Consider the following 19,601-nt stretch of genomic DNA (forward strand, 5'->3'; position numbering starts at 1 on the left):
CCGGTGGCATCATGTCAGGTCCGACCATGTCGGACGCTCGGTCTACGGTCGTCGGATGAGCATCGAAGTACGGGACGCGGAGCCCGCCGAGTACGAGACGGTCGGCAAGATCGTCGCAGCCGCGTTCTTCGCGGACGGGCAGCTCGATGCCCCTGACGCGGGTTCCTACGCCGACGTCCTGCGCGACGTCGAGAGCCGCGCCGCCGCGGCGGAGATCATCGTGGCACTGGTCGGCGGCGAGGTGGTGGGTGGCGTGACGTTCGTGCCCCGCGGCGGTCCGATGGCCGACATCGCCGAGGAGGGCGAGGCGGAGATCCGCATGCTGGGCGTCGCTCCGGATGCTCAGGGCAGGGGAGCCGGGACCGCGCTGATGCGCGAGTGCATCGCGCGTGCCGGGGCGCGGCGGGTCGTCCTCTCCACCCAGACCGTGGCCACCGGCTCGCACCGCCTCTACGAGCGGCTCGGCTTCGTGCGCGCCCCGGGCCGGGACTGGGCGCCCGTGCCCGGCGTGGACCTGCTCTGCTACGTGCTCGAGCGGTAGCGCGGCCCGGCCGGCCACCGCAGCAGCCCTGACGTGACCGCCACGCCCAGGAAGAGCAGCAGGCCGCCGACTGCCTCCGCAGTGTTGGGCACCTCGTCGAGCACCAGCCAAGCCGCGGTCATGCCCGCCACCGGCACCAGCATGGTGAACGGCACCACTGCGCTCGCCCGGTGGCGGGCCAGCAGGGTGTTCCAGATGCCGTAGCCCACCAGGCTCGCGAGCCACGCGGTGTACAGCGTGGAGAGCACTACCGCCCACGTGGGGTGGGTGAGCGCGTACCCGACGGCGGTCGGGCCGTCCAGCGCGACGGCCAGGGCGAACATCGGCACGGGGACCACGAGCCCCGACCACACGGTCATCGACAGGCCGGACAGCGAGCTCGACCGCTTCCCCGCCAGCTGGGTCGCGGCGCCCAGCCGCCGCACGATCACGTTGCCGGTCGCCCAGGACGCGGCGGCCGCGAGGGTGAGCAGGAAGGCGAAGCCCGGCGTCGCCGCCGAGCGGCCCACCCCGACGACCACCAGCCCCGCCGCTCCGAGCAGGACGCCGACCAGCTGCGGCGGCGTCGGGCGCTCACGGAGGGCGGCGCTCGCGAACAGGACGGTGAGGACCACCTGCGCCTGGAGCACGAGCGATGCCAGGCCCGGCGGCATGTCCAGCCACAGCGCCGTGTACATGAGCCCGAACTGACCGAGGCTGAGGAACGCACCCACCAGCAGCACGTCCTTCAAGGGGGCCGCCGGACGGGGAACCAGAAAGATCGCCGGGACCAGCACCACGACGAAGCGGACCGCGACGAAGAGCGCGGGTGGCATGTCCTCCACGCCGACGTCGATGGCGAGGAAGTTGGTGCCCCAGATGACCATGACGAGCACGGCCAGGAGCGAGTGGCGCAGGGGCATGCGGTCATGGTCGACCGGAGCAACCCTGTACGTCCATCACGTATCACTGGCTGATTGTTCAGCCGGCCTGAACGGTGACGGATGCCGTGACTACGTACTTTCACCATCTTGTTCCACTGACCGGGTGAAAAGTAGCGTCGCTGGGCACCGGCCGGCGGATCGACCGCAGGCCCGGCCCGCGGCCTGTGCGGCGGGCGACACACGTTCGCGAAGGAGCGTCCGATGCGTAGCACGAGACACCGCACGATCCGAACCACCGTCACGGCCGCAGCTGCCATGACGTTCGTCCTGTCCGCCTCGCTCGTCGCCACGGCGGCGGCGTCCCACGCGCCTGACTCGGGATCGGCCGGGTCGGCGTCCGACACCTCCGCCGACCTTGGCGCGCTGACCTGGTCCGACGAGTTCGACGGCGCCGCGGGCAGTGCTCCGGACCCTGCCAGCTGGAACCAGGAGACGGGCGCGGGCGGCTGGGGCAACAACGAGCTGCAGACGTACACGAGCTCCCGTGAGAACTCCGCCCTTGACGGCAACGGGAACCTCGTCATCACCGCGCGCCAGGACGGCAACGGCGGGTATACCTCGGCGCGCCTGACGACCCAGGGCAAGGTGCAGCCGAAGTTCGGCCACCTCGAGGCGCGGATCAAGATTCCCCGCGGCCAGGGCATCTGGCCCGCGTTCTGGATGCTCGGCGGCCAGATCGGCAACGGCGTCCCGTGGCCCGACTCGGGCGAGATCGACATCATGGAGAACGTCGGCTTCGAACCTCACATGGTGCACGGCACCCTGCACGGACCGGGCTACTCGGGCGGCGCCGGGATCGGCGCGGCCTACACCCACCCGCAGGGCTGGTCGTTCGCCGACGACTTCCACACCTTCGCGATCGACTGGGCGCCCGGCCGGATCAGCTGGTCGGTGGACGGCAACGTCTACCAGACGCGCACCACCGCAGACACCGGCGGCAACCCCTGGGTCTTCGACCAGCCGTTCTTCTTCCTCCTGAACGTCGCCGTCGGCGGCAACTGGCCCGGCTACCCCGACGGCACCACGCAGTTCCCGCAGCAGATGGTGGTCGACTACGTACGGGTCTACGACTCCCAGCTCTGACCTCCCGGCTCTGGCCTCCCGGCTCTGGCCGCACCGGACGGGTCAGAAGCACAGAACACTCCTGTGACCTGTGCTTCTGACCCGTCCGGGAGTGCGGGACCGCCACCCTGCGTGACGCGTCGTAGACTGGCCGCGCGCTTCGGCGCCCGGAAACCTACCCCGTACGCGAGGAACTACATGACCGCGCCCGCGTCCCAGGCACCCTCCCGCCCGACTCCTGCCGTTCCGAACCTGGACACGGTAGAGAGCGCCGCGGCCACCCCTGATGAGGTGCAGCCGTACGGTGAGCTCGGACTCAAGGAGGACGAGTACCAGCGCATCAAGGACATCCTGGGCCGCCGCCCCACCGCGGCCGAGCTCGCGATGTACTCCGTGATGTGGAGCGAGCACTGCTCCTACAAGTCGTCGAAGGTGCACCTGAGCAAGTTCGGCGAGAAGGTCACCGACGAGATGAAGGAGCACCTCCTCGTCGGTATCGGTGAGAACGCAGGCGTCGTCGACATCGGCGACGGCTGGGCAGTCACCTTCAAGGTCGAGTCGCACAACCACCCGTCGTTCGTCGAGCCCTACCAGGGCGCGGCGACCGGTGTGGGCGGCATCGTCCGCGACATCATCTCGATGGGCGCGCGCCCCGTGGCGGTCATGGACCAGCTGCGCTTCGGCGACGTCGACCACCCCGACACCGCGCGCGTCGTCCACGGCGTCGTTTCCGGGGTGGGTGGCTACGGCAACTCCCTCGGCCTGCCGAACATCGGCGGTGAGCTCGTCTTCGACGGCTCCTACCAGGGCAACCCGCTCGTCAATGCCCTCTGCGTCGGCGTGCTGCGGCACGAGGACATCCACCTCGCCAACGCCACCGGCCTCGGCAACAAGGTGGTGCTGTTCGGTGCCCGTACGGGCGGCGACGGCATCGGCGGCGCCTCGATCCTCGCGTCCGAGACGTTCGAGGACGGCGTCCCCGCCAAGCGCCCGAGCGTGCAGGTGGGCGATCCGTTCATGGAGAAGGTGCTCATCGAGTGCTGCCTCGAGCTGTTCTCGGCGAAGGTCGTGGAGGGTATCCAGGACCTCGGGGCCGCCGGCATCTCCTGCGCCACCTCTGAGCTCGCCTCCAACGGGGACGGCGGCATGCACGTCGAGCTCGACGACGTGCTGCTGCGGGACCCCACGCTGAACGCCGGCGAGATCCTCATGTCGGAGTCGCAGGAGCGCATGATGGCCGTCGTGCGGCCGGACCAGCTCGACGCCTTCCTCGCGATCACCGGCAGGTGGGAGGTCGAGACCGCCGTCATCGGTGAGGTCAACGGCTCCGGCCGCCTCACGATCGACCACCACGGCCAGCGGATCGTGGACGTCGACCCGAAGACCGTCGCGCACGAGGGGCCCGTGTACAACCGCCCCTACGCGCGCCCGGCCTGGCAGGACGGCCTGCAGGCGGACACGACGACGGCGGCGGGCCTCGCTCGTCCGGCGTCCGGCCCCGAGCTGCGGGAGACGGCGCTGCGGCTGCTGGCCTCGCCCAACCTCGCGTCCAAGGCCTGGGTCACGAACCAGTACGACCGGTTCGTCCAGGGGAACACGGCGCTCGCCCAGCCTGACGACAGCGGCGTCGTCCGCGTCGACGAGTCCACGGGGCTCGGCGTCGCGCTCGCGACCGATGCCAACGGTCGGTACGGCAAGCTCGACCCGCGGACCGGCGCCGCGCTGGCCCTGGCGGAGGCGTACCGCAACGTCGCCACGTCGGGCGCCAAGCCCCTGGCCGTGACGGACTGCCTCAACTTCGGCTCGCCGGAGCACCCGGACTCGATGTGGCAGCTCGTCGAGGCGATCGAGGGCCTCGCCGACGCCTGCCAGGAGCTCGGTGTACCGGTCACGGGCGGCAACGTCTCGCTCTACAACGGCACCGGTGAGCCCGGCCAGATCGACTCGTCGATCCACCCCACCCCCGTGGTGGGCGTGCTCGGCGTGCTCGACGACGTCAGCACCGCGCTCTCGTCCGGCTGGCAGACCGAGGGCCTGTCGCTCCTCCTGCTCGGCACCACGCGGGACGAGCTCGACGGCTCGGCATGGGCCGACGTCGTGCACTCGCACCTCGGTGGCCTGCCGCCGCGCGTGGACCTGGCCGCCGAGAAGGCGTTGGCCTCCGCGCTGGTGGAGGCGCGCTCCACGGGGCTGGCCGCCGCGGCGCACGACCTGTCCGAGGGTGGCCTGGTCCAGGCTCTGCTCGAGGCGTCCCTGCGCTTCGGCGTCGGGGCCTCTGTGGCGCTCGAGGGCGTGACGGGCCGCGACAAGGTCGACCCGTTCGTGGCGCTGTTCGCCGAGTCGACCGGGCGCGTGATCGTCGCTGTCGACCCCGAGCACGAGGGCGAGCTGACCCATCTCGCCGAGGACGCCGGCGTGCCGGTGCTGCGTCTCGGCGCCACCGGCGGCGACGCCGTGGTGATCGAGGGCCAGTTCGAGATCCCGCTGTCGGAGGCCCGCGAGGCACACGAGGCCACTCTCCCGCGCATCTTCGGCTGAGCCGGAGTCACCGGGCAGGTGATCGGCAAGAGGTCAGGTAGTCGGCAACCCGGGTTGCCGACTACCTGACGTTCTAGCGATCACCCGCAAGCATGGCGCCAGGCGTCACCTGCGTCCCCGCCCAGCCGATAGGGTCCGGGGGTGCGATTTGTCCATGGCTTGGTCTCGGTAGTGCTCTGGATCATCGCGATCCCCTTGCTTGTCGTGGCGCTGGCCAGGGCCCTCCCGTTCGACAACGTCGTCCCCCTGCCGCATCTCGTGGCGTTCACGCCGTGGGCGACGCTGATGACGCTCCCGCTCCTGATCGTCGCGCTCTTCTCCCGGCGCTGGCTCCTGACTCTGCTGCTCGCGCTCTCTCTGGCCGGCTACGTGTACTGGATGGCTCCCTTCTTCGTGCCGCCGGACACGTCCACGGCGGCTGACCCCGCCGACCCCGGCACGCTGCGGGTCATGACGATCAATGCCCTGTACGGGCGGGCCGACGCCGAGAGCGTGGTCGGTCTCGTGGAGTCGCAGCACGTCGAGGTGCTCGCGGTCCAGGAGCTGACGCCCGCCTTCGAGGAGGCGCTGACGGACGCAGGCCTCGACGACCTGCTGGCGCACAGCTTCACGGTGCCCGCCGACGACAGCCCGGCGGGTAGCGGCCTCTGGGCGTCCACGCCGCTCACCGCGGAGGACCAGCTGCGCGGCACGAGCTTCGCGATGCCGTCGGCGCTGGTCGGCGCGGGCAGCACCGACGTGCGCGTCACCGTGGTGCACCCGCACCCACCGATGCCCACGGAGATCACGACGTGGCGTACGGAGCTCGTCGATCTCACGAAGCAGGTCCACGCGGACGAGACGCCGCAGATCCTGGCGGGCGACTTCAACGCCACCTACGACCACGCCGGCTTCCGTGACCTGCTCGGTTCGCGGTTCTCCGACGCCACCCGCGAGTGGGGCGCCGGACCCGCCGTGACCTGGCCGGAAGGCAGCCGGGTGCCCGCGCTGTTCGCGCTGGACCACGTGGTGGTGGAGAAGGACATGCCCGTCTCCGACGTCGTCTCCATGCAGGTTCCCGGTACCGATCACCGGGCGCTGCTGGCCACCGTCGTCGTCGAATAGCACAGCGACGCCGCGCGGCGAGCGCGGAACCGGCCTATGTTCGCAGTTGTGCCGATTCGTCAGATGCGCCTCGCGCCTGCCGCCCCCGACGATGTGAGCAGTGCCCTCGCGGCGCTCCGCGCCGAGGTCGGGCTGCCCGCGATGTTCCCGCAGGACGTTCTCGAAGAGGCGCGGGCGGCCGCCGAGCAGGACTTCTCTGCCGGCCGGGCCGACCGCCGCGACATCGAGTTCGTCACCATCGACCCGCCCGGTTCCATGGACCTGGACCAGGCGGTTCACGTGGAACAGTCCGGCGAGGGCTACGTGGTGCACTACGCGATCGCGGACGTGGGCGCGTTCGTGACGCCAGGCGGTGCCGTCGACGCGGAGGTGCGCAAGCGGGGGATGACCGTCTACGGGCCCGACGCCCGGACGCCGCTGCACCCGAAGATCCTGTCCGAGGGGGCGGCGAGCCTCCTGCCGGAGGTGGACCGCCCGGCCGTGCTCTGGACGGTCACGCTGGACGCGCGCGGCATCATCACCGGCGCCTCGTTGGAGCGGGTGCTGGTCCGCAGCCGTGAGCGGCTCACCTTCGCGGAGGTGCAGTCCGGCCTCGACGCGGGCACGGCGAGCGAGTCCCTGCAGCTGCTGGCCGACGTCGGGCGCCTGCGCCAGTCGCTCGAGGCGGCACGCGGCGGTGTCTCGCTGGAGGTGCCGGAGCAGGAGGTGGAGCGCGGCGAGGACGGCACGTACACGCTGTCGTTCCGTCGCAACCTGCCGGTCGAGGAGTGGAACGCGCAGATCTCCCTGCTCACCGGCATCGCGGCAGCACACCTCATGCGGGAGGCGGGCGTCGGCATCCTGCGCACCCTTCCGGAGGCCGACCCGCGCGACCTGGCCCGCCTGCATCGCACGGCCCGGGCGCTCGGCATCGACTGGCCCGACAGCCTCCCGTACGCGCGCCTCGTCCCGACGCTCGTCTCGCGGATCCCGGAGCATGCGGCGTTCCTCAACGAGGCGACGACGCTGTTCCGTGGTGCCGGCTACGTCGCGTTCGGCATGTCCGGGCCCGACGGCGTCCCGGTGCCGCCGCCCGAGAACACCCGGCACTCCGCCATCGCCGCCGACTATGCGCACGTCACCGCGCCGCTGCGGCGGCTGGTGGACCGGTACGCGACCGAGGCCTGCCTCGCGATCTCCGCGGGCACGGCCGTGCCCCCGTGGGTGCTGGAGGCGTTGCCCGCCCTGCCGTCCGTCATGGCCGAGACCGGTCGTCGGGCCTCGTCGTTCGAGCGCGAGTGCGTCGACATCGTCGAGGCGTCGCTCCTCGCAGATCGTCTGGGTGAGGAGTTCGACGGTGTCGTCGTCGACGTCGACGACGACACCAAGGAGGAGCAGCGCGGCCAGGTAGTGCTCCGCGATCCCGCCGTCCGCGCGCGCGTGACCGGCCCGCGGCTCCCGCTGGGCGACGAGGTGCGGGTCACGCTCGCCGAAGCCGACGTGCCCGGGCGGCGCGTCATGTTCACGCTGCCGGGTGGCCGAACGGTCGACCAGGGAACGGAAGCCGGGGTGGAGACCGGTCGGTCGGGCACCGGGCGGGCGGGCGCAGGGGACGGGACCGGGCGGCGCTCCACGGCGGGGCCGCGTGCGGCTGCCGGCGTGGCCCGGCGGGCGGCCGCTCCCACGCCGTTCGCCGACGGACCGGTCCCCGCGCACGGACGCGTACAGCGGTCCGCACGGGAGCCGGGGGGCGTGACGAGCCCGGAGCCGGCACCCCAGCCGCAGCCCCTGCCCCAGCCGCGCCCGAGCCCGGGTCCGCGCCCGACGCCCCGGCCTCGTCCCGCTCCGTCGCCCGCCCCGCAGCCGCCGCCGGACGGCGATGCGCCGTCCTTCGCCCCGGCGCCGTCGGCCGCGCAGCACCTGGGGCACGGCGTCGGCTACCCGCCGGTCCGGCGGCCCGTGCGCCCTCAGGTCCGGGACGAGGTCCCGCTGTCGCAGCCGTGGCCCCGGCACGCGAACCCCACGGCGTCGCCGCGGCGGCTCGCGCTGCCGTCGCAGCCGGTGCCCGCGGTCCGGAGTGACAGCCTGCCGGACGTGGTGCATGTGGCGGAGCACCCGGCCGTCGCGTCGCTCGAGCTGCCGATGGTGGTGGCGGCGGACCTGCTCGCGGTCGAGGGGCAGACGTCGGAGGTCTACCGCTACTGATCCGGCGGTCCGCGATACTGGCTCCATGATCGATGCTGTTCACGACGTCCTGGCGGTGCGCTAGTGCCCCCGCGGCGTAGGACGGATCCAGCGGCCGGTCGCACGGCGGTCGCCGCGTGGGTGCTGGGCGAGGCGGAGCGTCGTGACGTGACCACCGCCGTCCGGTACACGCTGGAGGAGCTCGCGGACCACGCCCCCGGTAACTCCGTGGAGGTGCGCGTGCCGCCCTCCGGTGCGGTCCAGGCGGTGGCCGGGCCGCGGCACACGCGCGGGACACCACCGAACGTGGTCGAGACCGATCCCGACACCTGGCTCGCGCTGGTCACCGGCGCTGTCACCTGGGCGGACGCCGTCGCGGACGGGCGGGTGCGCGCCTCGGGCGAGCGTTCGGACATCTCGCACCTGCTGCCGCTGACGGCTGTGCGCCGTGCGGCGTCCGGCGCCGGCGGCGAGCCGGAGCCGCCGGTCGTATCGGGGTGAATCGGGCGCCGACTGCGTGTGCCGGGCGACGGATGTCACTGACACCCGCTAGCCTCGGCGTCGATCTCGTGGCTCGGCTGCGAGCAGGTTCACCCGGTGCGGGGACGTCAGTTCTCCCGGCGGGTGTCCGGCTGTAACCGCTGGTTCACGATGCATTGATTGGTTGGTGCGGCTCGTGCCGGACCGCCTGCGCAACTGATGCGCGCCCGGCCGCGGCGATGCCGCCGAACAAGACGTCCAGCAGCAGTGCACTCCACCCCGGCCCACAGGCCGGCTATTGCAGAAGGAGTCAGCGTGAGACCCAGCACGCTCCGGTCCCCGCGACCGCACCCCCGATCCCGTGGGAGGGCCGCAGTCGCAGTGGCCCTCTCCGCAGCGCTCGCCGTGCCGGCGACGGCGGCTTTCGCAGCGCCCGCGGCCACCGAGGACGGCCCGGACTCCGGGCACGTCGTCATCAGCGAGGCGTACCTCGTCGGCGGCAGCTCCGGCCAGCCGTACCGGAACAAGTTCGTGGAGCTGTACAACCCGACGGACGAGCCGGTCAGCGTCGACGGCTGGTCGGTCCAGTACAAGTCCGCGACGGGCTCGTCGTTCTCCGGGGTCACCGCGCTGAGCGGCACCATCGCCGCCGGTGGCCACTACCTGGTGCAGGGCGCATCGAACGCCGCCAACGGCGAGCCGCTCCCCACGCCCGACGCCGTCGGCAGCCTCAACCCGAGCGGCACGGCCGGCGTGGTCGCGCTCGCGTCGCAGGCCACCGCTGTCACGCCCGCCAAGGGTGCGGTGCCGGTCGAGGGCGCCACAGGCGTCGTCGACCTGCTCGGTTACGGCACGGCTGACACGTTCGAGACCGCTCAGGGACCGGCCGGCCAGGGCACCCGTGTGGTCGGGTCGCTGGAGCGCACCGGCGACACGGGCGACAACTCGGCGGACTTCGTGTTCACGGCAGAGGTGACCCCCACCGGTGGCGAGGGCTCGGAGCCCGAGCCCAGCCCCACTCCGTCGGAGCCGGCCGAGCCCGGCGAGGTCACCCCGATCGCCGAGATCCAGGGCACTGGCGACGCCTCACCGCTCGCGGGCGCGACGGTGACGACCCGTGGCGTCGTCACCGCCGTCTATGCGACCGGCGGGTTCGACGGCCTGTACCTGCAGACCGCCGGCACAGGCGGCGGCGAGGACTCGACGCCGGGCGCGTCGGACGGCGTCTTCGTGTTCTCGGCAGCGGCGGCAGCCGACCTGTCTGCCGGTGACCACGTGGAGGTGACCGGCGCGGTCTCCGAGTACAACGGGCTGACCGAGCTCACCCCGTCGTCGGGCGGCTGGACCGTCCTGGACGAGCCAGCGACGGTCGAGCCGACGGCGACCGCCTGGCCGGCCACCGCGGCCGACCGGGAGGCGCTCGAGGGCATGCTCCTCGCGCCGCAGGGCGACTTCACGGTGACGGACAACTACGACACCAACTACTACGGCTCGATGGGCCTGGCCGCGGGTGACAGCCCGCTGGTGCAGCCCACGACGGCGGGCCGGCCCGGGTCGGCGGAGTACGACGCGCAGATCGCGGACAACGCGGCACGCGCGGTGCTGCTCGACGACGGCTCGTCGACGAACTACAGCTCGAACGCCAACAAGGCGCAGCCGCTCCCGTGGCTGACCGGTGGCGACCCGGTGCGGGTGGGAGCGGCCGTCACGTTCACCCGTCCCGTCGTGCTGGACTACCGGTACGACGCCTGGGGCTTCCAGCCGACGTCGCAGCTGACGCCCGACGTCGCCGACGCCGTGCAGCCCGCGACCTTCGAGAACACGCGCGAGGACGCCCCCGCCGAGGTGGGCGGCGACCTCAAGGTCGCCACGTTCAACGTGCTGAACTACTTCAGCACCACCGGGGACGAGCTCACGGGCTGCACCTACTACACCGACCGTGACGGGGACCCCGTGACGGTCCGCGGCGGCTGCGACGCGCGCGGTGCGGCCGAGGAGGAGGACCTGCAGCGGCAGCAGGTCAAGATCGTCGCCGCGATCTCGGCTCTCGACGCCGACGTGGTGGCCCTGCTGGAGATCGAGAACACCGCCGCGTTCGGTGGCTCGCGTGACCAGGCGCTGAGCGACCTCGTGGACGCCCTGAACGCCGCGGAGGGCGCCGGGACGTGGGCCTACGCGGCCTCCCCTGCCGAGGTGCCCTCCGCTGAGGACGTCATCCGTAACGCCTTCATCTACCGGACCGCCGCGGCCGAGCCGGTGGGCGACTCGACCATCCTGGTCGGGGACGAGGCGTTCCAGAACGCCCGTCAGCCGCTGGCCCAGACGTTCCAGCCCGCCGACGGCGCGACCGACGCCGGCGACGACGTCGTCGTGATCGCCAACCACTTCAAGTCGAAGGGCTCGGCCGGCCCGTGGCCAGGCGACCCGGACCAGGGTGACGGCCAGGGTTCCTCGAACGAGTCCCGTACCCGCCAGGCGACCGCGCTCGTGAGCTTCGCCGAGGCGCAGGCCGCCGCGGCGGGCACGGAGAACGTCGTGCTGGTGGGCGACTTCAACGCGTACGAGCAGGAGGACCCCATCAAGGTCCTGACCGACGCCGGCTACGCCGACCTCGGCGCCGCCACAGGGGAGTACTCCTACAACTTCGGTGGCATGGTCGGCTCGCTCGACCACGTGCTCGCCTCACCCGCCGCGGCGAAGCTCGTGACCGGCACCGACATCTGGAACATCAACGCGTACGAGCCGATCGCGAACGAGTACAGCCGGCACAACTACAACGCGTCGATCCTCTACGACGAGTCCCCGTTCCGTTCGTCCGACCACGACCCCGTCCTCGTCGGCCTGGACCTCGGCGGGACGACGACGGAGCCCGGCTCGGTCGACCTCGACCTCGTGGCCATCAACGACTTCCACGGTCGCATCGACGAGAACACCGTCAGCTTCGCGGGCACCGTGGAGGAGCTGCGGGCCCAGAACGCGAAGGGCACGGCCTTCATCTCGGCCGGCGACAACATCGGCGCCTCGCTGTTCGCGTCCGCGCTGCAGCAGGACCGGCCGACGCTCGACGTGCTGAACGCGCTGAGCCTGAAGACCTCGGCGGTCGGCAACCACGAGTTCGACCAGGGCATGGCCGACCTCACCGGCCGCGTCACCGACGCCGCCGACTGGGACTACCTGGGTGCCAACGTCTACGACGAGGCCACGGGTGAGCCTGCGCTTCCGGAGTACCAGGTGGTCCCGGTGGGCGGGGTCGACGTGGGCTTCGTCGGCGTGGTCACGCAGGAGACGCCCACGCTGGTCACGCCGTCGGGCATCGAGGGACTCGAGTTCGGTGACCCGGTCGAGGCGCTCAACCGTGTCACGGACGAGCTGCTCGACGGCGACGCCGCGAACGGCGAGGCAGACGTGATCGTGGCCATGGCGCACGACGGCGCCGGCGCGGGCACGCCCGACGGCGCGACGCTGGAGGAGGAGGTCGCCGCCGGCGGCCCGTTCGCCGAGCTCGTGCAGGACACCGACCCGCGCGTCGCAGCCATCTTCACCGGCCACACGCACAAGCAGTACGCATGGGACGCGCCCGTCCCGGGTGCGGAGGGCCAGACCCGCCCGATCATCCAGACCGGGAACTACGGCGAGTTCCTCGGCCACGTCTCCCTCACCGTGGACACGGAGTCGTTCGACGTCACGGACTACTCGGTGGAGAACGTCGCCCGCACCGCCACGCCGGCCGACGAGCTGATCGCGACGTACCCGGCGGTCGCCGAGGTCGACGCGATCGTCTCCACCGCGCTGGCCGAGGCCGAAGAGATCGGCGCCCAGCCGATCGGCAAGGTGACCGCCGACGTCACGACTGCGTTCTCCGGCGGTTCCTACACGGACGGCGTCTACACCGGCGGCGAACGTGGTGACCGTGCGTCGGAGTCGGCGCTCGGCAGCCTCGTGGCGGACTCGCTGCGAGACTCGCTCGCGAGCGACGAGCGGGGTGGCGCCGACATCGGCGTCGTGAACCCGGGCGGCCTGCGCAACGAGCTCTACTTTGCTGGTTCGGCGGCTGGTTCGGCGGCTGGTGAGGACGGCGTCATCACGTACGCCGAGGCCAACGCGGTGCTGCCGTTCGTCAACAACCTGTGGACGATCACGCTGACGGGCGCGCAGCTCGACACCCTGCTCGAGCAGCAGTGGCAGACGGACGCCAACGGCGACCGCCCGTCACGCCCGTTCCTCGCGCTGGGGCTGTCGGACAACGTGTCGTACACGGTGGACACGGCCGACGTGAACGCGACGCCGGGCGAGAACGTCTCGTCGATCACGATCGACGACGTGCCGGTCGATCCGGCCGCCGAGTACCGCATCGCGACGTTCTCGTTCCTGATCTCCGGTGGTGACAACTTCCGGGTCTTCACCGAGGGCACCGACGGGCGCGACTCGGGCCTGGTGGACCGCGAGGCCTGGATCGACTACCTCGAGAAGGCGTCGCCGATCACGCCGAGCTTCGCCCGTACCCGCACCGTCACCGAGACGCTACCCGGCACCGTCGAGGCGGGCGCCTCGACAGACGTCAGCCTGTCCGGCCTGGACCTGACCTCGCTCGGCGCGCCGCAGAACACCGCTGTCGAGACGTTCCTCGTCCCGGCGGGGAGCGCGGCAGCGGACGGCGTCTCTCTCGGCACCGGCACGGTCAGCGACGGTGCAACGTCAGCCTCGGTGACCGTGCCGGCCGACACGGTCCCGGGTGCGTACCAGCTCCTGGTGCAGGCGTCGCCGTCGGGCACGACCGCCCGGCTGCCGCTGACCGTCGAGGAGGCGGCTCCCCAGGAGCCGGAGGCGCCCGCCTGGCAGCCGTGGAAGCTGTACTGGTGGGGAGACACCGTCTCGTACCGGGGCGAGGTCTACGTGGCGTCCCGCCCGACGATCCTCCAGATCCCGGGCGCGTGGTGGCACAGCCCCTGGAAGCTGGTGAAGTAGCCCCGCACGCCGACGGAGAACCAAGGCGAGACGAGCTGCAGCGCACCCGGCACGGGTGTGCTGCAGCTCTGTTTCCGGGTTCTTCTTCGGCGACAGGCGGCGCGTACCCTGGTTTCGTGAGCGAAACCCAGACATCGAGCGACTCCTCCGACGACGTCGAGGTGCGTGACGTCATCGACCCGGCGAGCGTGCGCCGGGCTCCGCGGTACAAGGCGTTCTTCTGGACGGGTGCTCTGGTCGGGATCGTCCTCGGGCTGGCCCTGTCGCTCTACCTCGTGAGCTCGCCCTCTGGCGCGGCCATGATGAAGCCCGGCGTGTACGTCACCGTGCTGACCGCGTTCGTCACGATGGTGACGACCCTGCTGGCCGGTCTGTTCGCGGTGATCGCGGACCGCCGGAGCCTGCGCGGGCGCTGACACAGAGGTCACAGACCGGGCTGACACCGTCGATCCGGTCGCATGGGATACTCGGAACATGCCTCTGCGCGGAGATGGCCGCCTCAACCACGACCTCATACCCGGCGAGAAGGGCCCCCAGGACGCATGTGGCGTCTTCGGGGTCTGGGCACCCGGCGAGGAGGTCGCCAAGCTTGCGTACTTCGGCCTGTACGCACTACAGCACCGCGGGCAGGAGTCCGCGGGTATCGCCACCAGCAACGGTGAGCAGATCCTCGTCTACAAGGACATGGGACTCGTCTCCCAGGTCTTCGACGAGACGGCCCTGAACGCTCTGACCGGCCACATCGCCGTCGGGCACTGTCGGTACTCCACCACTGGTGGCGTGACCTGGGAGAACGCTCAGCCCACGCTCGGCGCGACGGCGTCAGGCACCGTGGCCCTCGGCCACAACGGCAACCTGACCAACTCGGCCGACCTGGTCAACCTCGTGGCCGAGCGCTACGGCGCGCAGCGCCGGGGCGAGCTCGCGCGCGGCAACACCACCGACACCGCGCTGATCACCGCTCTGTTCGCGGGTGACGCGGATCACACGCTCGAGGCCACGGCGATGGAGGTGCTGCCGCGTCTGCGCGGGGCCTTCTCCCTGGTCTTCATGGACGAGAACACCCTGTACGCGGCGCGCGACCCGCAGGGTGTGCGCCCGCTCGTGCTCGGTCGGCTCGACCGTGGCTGGGTGGTGGCCAGCGAGACCCCCGCCCTGGACATCGTCGGCGCCTCCTACGTGCGCGACGTCGAGCCGGGCGAGCTCATCTGCATCGACGCCGACGGCATGCGCTCCGCGCGCTTCGCTCAGACGGAGCGGGCGGCCTGCGTCTTCGAGTACGTCTACCTGGCCCGCCCCGACAACACCATCAACGGCCGCTCGGTGCACTCGGCGCGGGTCGAGATGGGACGCACCCTGGCCCGCGAGCAGCCGGTCGATGCCGACCTGGTGATCCCGACGCCGGAGTCCGGCACACCGGCCGCCGTCGGGTACGCCGCGGAGTCCGGTATCCCGTTCGGGCAGGGCCTCACGAAGAACGCCTACGTGGGCCGTACGTTCATCCAGCCGTCCGACACCCTGCGACAGCTCGGCATCCGGCTGAAGCTCAACCCGCTGCGCGAGGTGATCAAGGGCAAGCGCCTGGTGGTCGTCGACGACTCGATCGTGCGCGGCAACACCCAGCGCGCCCTGGTCCGCATGCTGCGCGAGGCCGGCGCGGCCGAGGTGCACGTACGCATCTCGTCGCCGCCGATCAAGTGGCCCTGCTTCTACGGTATCGACTTCGCGTCGCGCGCCGAGCTCATCGCCAACGGTCTGGGCGTGGAGGAGATCGGCCAGTCGCTCGGGGTGGACAGCCTCGGCTACATCTCTACCGAGGGCATGATCGCCGCGACCGAGCAGCCCAGCTCGCAGCTCTGCGCGGCGTGCTTCACGGGCAAGTACCCGATCGAGCTGCCCCCGGACGACCAGCTGGGCAAGCACCTCCTCGAGCAGGCGGAGCTGCCGCTCGGCCAGCCCGAGGACGGCCTCAAGCAGCTCGCCGTGCGCACCGGCGGCTCGACCGCCCTCGACCACCCGTGACGACCTCCCACTTCACCAGCACCGACCACTCCCTGGAGCACCAGTGACATCCGAAGGCCTGACGTACGCCGCCGCCGGCGTCGACACCGAGGCGGGCGACAAGGCCGTCGAGCTCATGAAGGACGCCGTGCGCCGCACGCAGGGTCCGGCCGTGCTCGGCGGCGTTGGCGGCTTTGCCGGCCTCTACGACCTGTCGGCGTTCCAGGGCTACCGCGCACCCCTGCTGGCGACGTCGACGGACGGCGTCGGTACCAAGGTCGCGATCGCGCAGGCGATGGACAAGCACGACACCATCGGGTTCGACCTGGTCGGCATGGTCGTGGACGACATCGTCGTGGTGGGTGCCAAGCCGTTGTTCATGACCGACTACATCGCCACCGGCAAGGTGGTGCCCGAGCGGATCGCGGACATCGTGCGTGGCATCGCGCAGGCCTGCGAGGTGGCGGACACCGCCCTCGTGGGTGGCGAGACCGCCGAGCACCCGGGTCTGCTGGAGCCGGACGAGTACGACGTCGCCGGTGCCGCGACGGGCATCGTGGAGGCCGACAAGGTGCTGGGCCCGGACCGGGTTCGGCACGGCGACGTGCTGATCGCGATGGCGTCCAGCGGGCTGCACTCCAACGGGTACTCGCTGGTGCGTGCGGTGATCAAGCAGGCAGGCTGGGCTCTGGACCGGCACGTGGACGAGCTGGGGCGGGCGCTGGGCGAAGAGCTGCTGGAGCCCACCCGGGTCTACGCAGCGGACTGCCTGGCGCTGGCCGCCGACGAGGCGGCGCAGGTGCACGCGTTCACCCACGTGACCGGTGGCGGGCTTGCCGCCAACCTGGCACGGGTCCTGCCCGCAGGACTGGTGGCGACCGTCGACCGCGCGTCCTGGGACGTGCCCGCCGTGTTCCGCATGGTGCGGGACCTCGGTGGTGTGCCAGACCGCGACCTGGAGAACACCCTGAACCTCGGTGTGGGCATGGTGGCGGTGGTTGGCTCTGACGGCGCAGACGCGGCGCTCGCCCGACTGTCCGCGTTGGGCGTGCCAGCGTGGACGCTGGGGAGCGTGGACACCCTTGACCTGGCCGCAGCGCACGAAGACCTCGTCGCAGGCACGAAGGGTGTGTCTGGTGGTGCGGTCCGGCTGGTGAACGACTACCGCGGGTGATGCGGTAGCCGGGCCGTGAACCGGGCGCGGGGCCGGCGCAGACGCGCCGGCACCCTCAGCGCGTGTTGCCGTCCTGCTCTGCCCAGTCGGAGTACCTGTTGTCGTACTCCTCGTCCTCCGGGGATTCCCACCGCGACTCTGTCGCCACATCCGTGTGGGAGTCCCCGCTGAGCTCTTGCTCGAGGGCGTGATAATTGGTGTCCGGGCTGTAGTACTTCAGCTCGCGAGCAACCTTGGTCTGCTTTGCCTTCTGACGGCCGCGGCCCATGGCTCCGACCCCCTCAACGTAGGAGCGGGGCGACACCGTGCATGGACGTGCGGCCCCGTAGCGTTTCGTCTGTCCAGGTTCCAACGTTACATGCTGGTACGGCGTTTCTTCCAGTCCGTGGGCGTGATTCGTCCCATCCTCTGATGTGACATTCAGATCCCCCGTGTCCGGACACCACGCGCGGGCATCGTCGAGCACTTGGCTGTAACATGACGAGCCATTTGCCATGAACGGATGATCGCTCCTCGGCAGCCGGGGGCGCCCGAGCTGCCGCGGCTCCTCCGGATCGCCTGTCCGGGGCAGCCTTCTCCGCCGCTTTGCCGACACCTGGTCGATGTGCGGAGGTCTGCCGGACGCGGGCGAGGGATGCGTCCTGGGCGCTGGCCTCCCGCGCCAGATCGTGCCGTCGGCGTGTCGCACGTGTCCGAGACTCGCCCGAAACGGTCGCGCGTGGCGAGCGGCGGAAAGAGTGCGGAAATAAACCGCGTCCCCAAGTCGCCTAAATCCCGTTTGCTGCTAACAATGGTGCAAGAGCGGGTGTCGTCAACCGCCTGGTACGGCCAGGCCGGCACCGTTCCGGAGGAGGTGCGGGGATGTCCATCCACGGAGAATCCGAGGTCCTGCTCACGCCCGCCGAGGTAGCGAGCTTGTTCCGTGTTGACCCAAAGACAGTAACGCGTTGGGCAAAAGCGGGAAAGCTCTCGTCGATCCGGACACTTGGCGGTCACCGCCGCTACAAGGAGTCCGAGGTTCGGGCGCTGCTCGGTGCGGCAGCGGACAGCTCGGGCGACTCTGACAACTAGTCAGGCGTCGTTGACGGATTGGTCGGCAAGCAGGACGAAGGCGCGCCGGGTGCTGCCCCCCAGCTCAGCCCCGCGCGCGCCTGAGTACAGCGGTCACGGCAACAGCCGTACCGAGGACCACTAGACCGAGCGTGGCTCCTATCAGGACTTTGGCGTTGCGGGCCCGGCGCGGATCTTGCGCCGGGCCGTTCTTGTTGCCGAATGCCCCGGTCGCCATCGCGCCGGCGTCGCTAGCCGCCTGCTTCGCCTCGTGTGCGATGCGGGAGGCCTGGTAGCCAGGGCTCAGGCGGGTCGTCAGCTCGTCGATGGCCGCGGCGAGCTCCGCACGGGTGCGGAGGACCTCGGCCTCGAGCGAATGCCTGCTGGGCGGCGGTATCGGAGTACTCATCGGTTCATCGCCTCCTTGATCGACGCGATATCGTCCTTCACGCGTTCGACGCTCTCCGGCTTGGTGGTGCCCTTCTGCAGCAGCTGCACGCCCACCAGGGCGAGAATGATCGTGACGAGCAGCATGAAGCCGCCGATGGTGAGTGCGGCGAGCCAGAGCGGCCACACCGTTCCCAGGCCGTACACGGCCGCCAGGAGCAGCACCCCGGCGGCGTAGGCGAGGATCAGGAGCGCGAGGACGAGCAGTCCGACGCCGATGCCGGACTTCTTGGCCCTCTCGGTGAGCTCCGCCTTGGCGAGCGCGATCTCCGCACGCACGAGCCGGGATGCCTGCTCGGAGATCTGTTCGACGAGCTTGCCCAGTGAAGCGGGCTTCCCGGGCTCCGGAGTGACTGCCGTGGCGCCACCTGGCGCCTCTCTCTGGCTGTCGATCTTCACGTCCTCGATCATTTGCCCTCCCGTGCCGCCGGTTCGGCCTGCGCCGCTGAAGACAACTCAACAGGCCAAGAGCGCATGGGGCAATTCCTGGGGCGGCGTGGCCCCGAGGAAATAAGATGAAGAGAACTGATCGCGAATGCACGAATACTGGAAGGAATTGCCTTGCCAGTATCTGAGGGTGACGTTCCCAGAGGTCGAGGAGCGCGGTTACCCGGTGGCCGCACCGGCGACCGGAAACGCAGATGGGCCGCACTTCCGAAGAAGTGCGGCCCATCGAGATCGCAGGATCCTACGATCCTTTTGCTGTGGCTCCGACCGGCGTCGATCCGGTGACCTTTCGATTTTCAGTCGAACGCTCTACCAACTGAGCTACAGAGCCCTAGCGCGAACGCCCGGATAGTCGAGACCGACCATCCGGGCGCCTCTCGCGCGACCCTGACGGGACTTGAACCCGCGACCTCCGCCGTGACAGGGCGGCGCGCTAACCAGCTGCGCTACAGGGCCTTGGACGCTACCCGCGACCGGGGGGCTCTTCCGAACCGTGAGAACCTTAACCCACCGTGGGCCCGAAACTGAAATCAGATTCGGACTTCCGGAGGATGGCCTGCCTCACAGCAGTCAGAACGTGGCTCTGACGAGCCACTGCGTACCCCCAACGGGATTCGAACCCGTGCTACCGCCGTGAAAGGGCGGGGTCCTGGGCCGCTAGACGATGGGGGCTGGGACCTGGCAAGTCTACAGACGGTTCGGGGCT

15 protein-coding genes and 3 tRNA genes are annotated in these 19,601 nt (G+C 70.8%); 11 read left to right on the top strand and 7 right to left on the bottom strand.

Going from position 1 to position 19,601, the window contains the following annotated elements; translation table 11 throughout:
* Nucleotides 1-55: 55 nt before the first annotated feature.
* On the top strand, nt 56-541 hold the full coding sequence (locus APR04_RS18740) for a GNAT family N-acetyltransferase (RefSeq protein WP_253872964.1): 486 nt from the start codon (nt 56-58) through the stop codon (nt 539-541).
* On the opposite strand, the gene APR04_RS18745 is transcribed toward APR04_RS18740, so the two are convergent.
* A complete protein-coding gene (locus APR04_RS18745) occupies nt 523-1,443 on the bottom strand; it encodes an EamA family transporter (protein WP_253872966.1) in 921 nt (306 codons plus the stop codon). The two genes, APR04_RS18740 and APR04_RS18745, sit on opposite strands and share 19 nt — an antisense overlap.
* A gap of 222 nt (nt 1,444-1,665) precedes the next feature.
* On the opposite strand from APR04_RS18745, the gene APR04_RS18750 reads away from it, so the two are divergent.
* From APR04_RS18750 to purM, 9 genes are all read left to right on the top strand, one after another.
* Nucleotides 1,666-2,547, top strand: coding sequence for a glycoside hydrolase family 16 protein (locus tag APR04_RS18750; protein WP_253872969.1), 882 nt, complete (start codon nt 1,666-1,668; stop codon nt 2,545-2,547).
* 177 nt (nt 2,548-2,724) lie between these two features.
* Nucleotides 2,725-5,064 carry a phosphoribosylformylglycinamidine synthase subunit PurL gene (gene purL, locus APR04_RS18755; RefSeq protein ID WP_253872973.1) on the top strand — a complete coding sequence of 780 codons (2,340 nt, stop codon included), beginning with the start codon at nt 2,725-2,727 and terminating at the stop codon, nt 5,062-5,064.
* A gap of 141 nt (nt 5,065-5,205) precedes the next feature.
* Nucleotides 5,206-6,168, top strand: coding sequence for an endonuclease/exonuclease/phosphatase family protein (locus APR04_RS18760; RefSeq protein WP_253872977.1), 963 nt, complete (start codon nt 5,206-5,208; stop codon nt 6,166-6,168).
* Nucleotides 6,169-6,216: 48 nt separating this feature from the next.
* Nucleotides 6,217-8,352 carry an RNB domain-containing ribonuclease gene (locus APR04_RS18765; RefSeq protein WP_308292371.1) on the top strand — a complete coding sequence of 712 codons (2,136 nt, stop codon included), beginning with the start codon at nt 6,217-6,219 and terminating at the stop codon, nt 8,350-8,352.
* A 63-nt stretch (nt 8,353-8,415) separates the two neighbouring features.
* Entirely contained in the window at nt 8,416-8,832 is a 417-nt protein-coding gene (locus APR04_RS18770; protein ID WP_253872979.1) for a sterol carrier family protein, read from the top strand.
* Between the two features lie 360 nt (nt 8,833-9,192).
* Nucleotides 9,193-13,776, top strand: coding sequence for an ExeM/NucH family extracellular endonuclease (locus APR04_RS18775; RefSeq protein ID WP_253872982.1), 4,584 nt, complete (start codon nt 9,193-9,195; stop codon nt 13,774-13,776).
* A gap of 116 nt (nt 13,777-13,892) precedes the next feature.
* Nucleotides 13,893-14,192 carry a hypothetical protein gene (locus APR04_RS18780; protein ID WP_253872985.1) on the top strand — a complete coding sequence of 100 codons (300 nt, stop codon included), beginning with the start codon at nt 13,893-13,895 and terminating at the stop codon, nt 14,190-14,192.
* 58 nt (nt 14,193-14,250) lie between these two features.
* Nucleotides 14,251-15,798: an amidophosphoribosyltransferase gene (gene purF / locus APR04_RS18785; protein ID WP_253872987.1), complete on the top strand. Its 1,548-nt coding sequence runs from the start codon at nt 14,251-14,253 to the stop codon at nt 15,796-15,798.
* Between the two features lie 43 nt (nt 15,799-15,841).
* Nucleotides 15,842-16,951: a phosphoribosylformylglycinamidine cyclo-ligase gene (gene purM, locus APR04_RS18790; protein WP_253872989.1), complete on the top strand. Its 1,110-nt coding sequence runs from the start codon at nt 15,842-15,844 to the stop codon at nt 16,949-16,951.
* 55 nt (nt 16,952-17,006) lie between these two features.
* On the opposite strand, the gene APR04_RS18795 is transcribed toward purM, so the two are convergent.
* Nucleotides 17,007-17,219 carry a DUF3073 domain-containing protein gene (locus tag APR04_RS18795; protein WP_253873321.1) on the bottom strand — a complete coding sequence of 71 codons (213 nt, stop codon included), beginning with the start codon at nt 17,217-17,219 and terminating at the stop codon, nt 17,007-17,009.
* A gap of 593 nt (nt 17,220-17,812) precedes the next feature.
* Here APR04_RS18795 and APR04_RS18800 point away from each other — a divergent pair.
* A complete protein-coding gene (locus APR04_RS18800; protein WP_108495333.1) occupies nt 17,813-18,022 on the top strand; it encodes a BldC family transcriptional regulator in 210 nt (69 codons plus the stop codon).
* A 64-nt stretch (nt 18,023-18,086) separates the two neighbouring features.
* Here the strand turns inward: APR04_RS18800 and APR04_RS18805 are convergent, their stop codons facing one another.
* From APR04_RS18805 to APR04_RS18825, 5 genes are all read right to left on the bottom strand, one after another.
* A complete protein-coding gene (locus APR04_RS18805) occupies nt 18,087-18,410 on the bottom strand; it encodes a DUF3618 domain-containing protein (protein ID WP_253872992.1) in 324 nt (107 codons plus the stop codon).
* Complete coding sequence (locus tag APR04_RS18810) at nt 18,407-18,859, bottom strand: phage holin family protein (protein WP_253872995.1); 453 nt, start codon at nt 18,857-18,859, stop codon at nt 18,407-18,409. The genes APR04_RS18805 and APR04_RS18810 overlap by 4 nt, the downstream gene beginning before the upstream one ends.
* 294 nt (nt 18,860-19,153) lie before the next feature.
* A tRNA-Phe gene (locus APR04_RS18815) sits at nt 19,154-19,226 on the bottom strand.
* A 51-nt stretch (nt 19,227-19,277) separates the two neighbouring features.
* Nucleotides 19,278-19,351, bottom strand: a tRNA-Asp gene (locus APR04_RS18820).
* A gap of 143 nt (nt 19,352-19,494) precedes the next feature.
* A tRNA-Glu gene (locus APR04_RS18825) sits at nt 19,495-19,567 on the bottom strand.
* Nucleotides 19,568-19,601 lie beyond the last annotated feature (34 nt).

Source organism: Promicromonospora umidemergens (assembly GCF_024171995.1).
Classification (GTDB): Bacteria; Actinomycetota; Actinomycetes; order Actinomycetales; family Cellulomonadaceae; genus Promicromonospora; species Promicromonospora umidemergens.